We start from the raw sequence: 2,034 nt of genomic DNA on the forward strand, positions 1-2,034 counted from the left end.
TGTCAACGGCGATTGAAAACTGATACAGATTTCGTCGTCTCAGCGATTTAAAACTGATACACCCCCGTCGCCGAACACCGTCCGTGTTCAGCCCATTTCTGCAACATCGCTCCCCCTCATCATCCCGGCCTGTCGTTGGTGCTTGAGCCGGTAGCTTTCCCCTGCAATCGGCACGATGTGCGCATGGTGCAGTAGCCGGTCGAGCAGCGCCGCGGTCAGCGTCGTGTCCTGCGCGAAGGTCGTGTCCCATTGCCCGAACGGCAGGTTGCTGGTCACGATCAGGCTGCTGCGCTCGTACAGTGCCGCGATCACCTGAAAGAACAGGTTGGCCTGCTCCCGGTTCATCGGCAAGTAACCGATCTCATCGATGATCAAGAGCCGATATGCCTTGATCGCGCGGTGCATTACCGCCTTCAAATTGTTCTGGGTATGCGCCATCGTCAACGCCAGCATCAGGTCGGCCGCCGTCGTGAAGCGCGTCTTGATGCCGGCCTGCGTGGCCTTGTAACCCAGTGCCATTGCCAGGTGCGTCTTGCCTACGCCGCTGGGCCCGACAAGCACCACGTTTTCATGCCGCTCGACGAAGCCCAAACCGGCCAGCTCCTCGACCTGGCTGCGCTTGACGCCTTTGGCGAAGTCATAGTTGAACTCGTCCAGCGTTTTCACCGCCGGGAACCCGGCCAGCCTGGTCATCGTGCTTTGCTTACGCACGTTGCGCCCGGCGGCTTCCTCCCTCAAGAGCCCCTCCAGGAAGTCGCTGTAGGCCATCTCCTGCTTCGCCGCCTTCTGGGTTGCGGCGCCATAGCCCTGTGCCACGAACGGCAGGTTCAGGCTCTCGCACAACGTCGCGATACGCTCATGCTGCAGGTTCATGCCCCCACCCCTTCAGTAACCCGCACCAGCAGCGCGTCGTACACCTGCAGCGGATGCTGTACTGGAGACGGTTGCGCGATTCGCTCCACCACCGCTGCCGGCCGCGGCACCGCAGGTGCCGCGGTACTCGGTTGCGGCCTGGCTGCCGCGATGTCCGCCCGCCATGGTGCCGGCAGCGCTTGCAGGTGCTCCACTTCCCGCTTCAATGCTTCGGCTGGCGGCTCCCCGGTGGTGCCGTGGATGCGCGCATTGGCCACCTCGCGCAACCAGTGGGCCACTTCCACGTTGGCCGTTACGACGTCGAGCTTCTGGCCGCTCTGTGCCACCCGGCTCGCCAGCGGCACGTAAAACGAGCGGCGCAGGTAGCCGTTGAAGCGTTCGACTTTTCCCTTGGTCTTGGCCCGGTACGGCTGGCACAGCTTGATCACGAAGCCGCTATGCCTGGCGTAGTCCAGGAAGCCGGCGTGGAAGCGGTGCTCGCCCTCACCGTACGCATCGCGCTCCAGTACTACCGTCTTCATGTTGTCATACAGGACCCGCCGCGTCACGCCACCGAACGCCGCAAAGGCGCGCTCGTGGCAGGCGATCAGGGTTTCTACCTTCATGTTGCTGACGAACTCCACGTAGCTGGCCCGGCTAAAGCCAAGCGTCGCGCAGAACGCGTGCAATGGCGCGCTGCCCTTACGGAATTCGACCCAGTCCACCTGCAACTGCTCGCCCATCGCCGTCTCGAAACGCACCACCGGGTCGGCTGAAGGTGCCGGGCGCAAGGTGCGCACGAAGGCCCTCAACTGGCTCATGCCGCCTTCGTAGCCGCGCGCGGCAATCTCGCGGTACAGCACGGTGGCCGGAATCACGTCGGGCTGAGCGGCTTGCTGCCGATCCCTCAGGTACTGCTCGAATTGCGCCAGCTTCGTCTGGCGTTTGACTTGGCGTTCGTACTTCGGCACGGCCTCCAGGGCCAGATGCCGGCGCACCGTGTTCACTGCGCAGCCTACCTCGGCGGCGATCTGCCGAAGGCTTAACCCATGCCTCTTCAGGAGTTGAATTTCCACGTACACCTCTTTGGGTTTCAAGGCCGCTCCGCAAAGCGGCCATCTTCTCAAAATGGTGTATCAGTTTTCAATCGCTGCCTGTATCAGTTTACAACCGCTGCTGACA

The 2,034-nt window shown here is 62.5% G+C and carries 2 protein-coding genes; both read right to left on the reverse strand.

Annotated elements, in window-relative coordinates; translation table 11 throughout:
* Positions 1–87: 87 nt before the first annotated feature.
* Positions 88–873 carry an IS21-like element helper ATPase IstB gene (gene istB / locus ABIB38_RS24095; protein WP_429207331.1) on the reverse strand — a complete coding sequence of 262 codons (786 nt, stop codon included), beginning with the start codon at positions 871–873 and terminating at the stop codon, positions 88–90.
* Positions 870–1,949: an IS21 family transposase gene (istA, locus tag ABIB38_RS24100; protein WP_429207332.1), complete on the reverse strand. Its 1,080-nt coding sequence runs from the start codon at positions 1,947–1,949 to the stop codon at positions 870–872. Before istA ends, istB begins: the two co-directional genes overlap by 4 nt.
* Positions 1,950–2,034: the final 85 nt, after the last annotated feature.

This window comes from Massilia sp. UYP11 (genome assembly GCF_050434805.1).
GTDB lineage: Bacteria > Pseudomonadota > Gammaproteobacteria > Burkholderiales > Burkholderiaceae_D > Telluria.

Coding starts and splice junctions, on each gene's coding strand:
- istB (WP_429207331.1), bottom strand. CDS start 873: ATGAACCTGCAGCATGAGCGTATCGCGACGTTGTGCGAGAGCCTGAAC.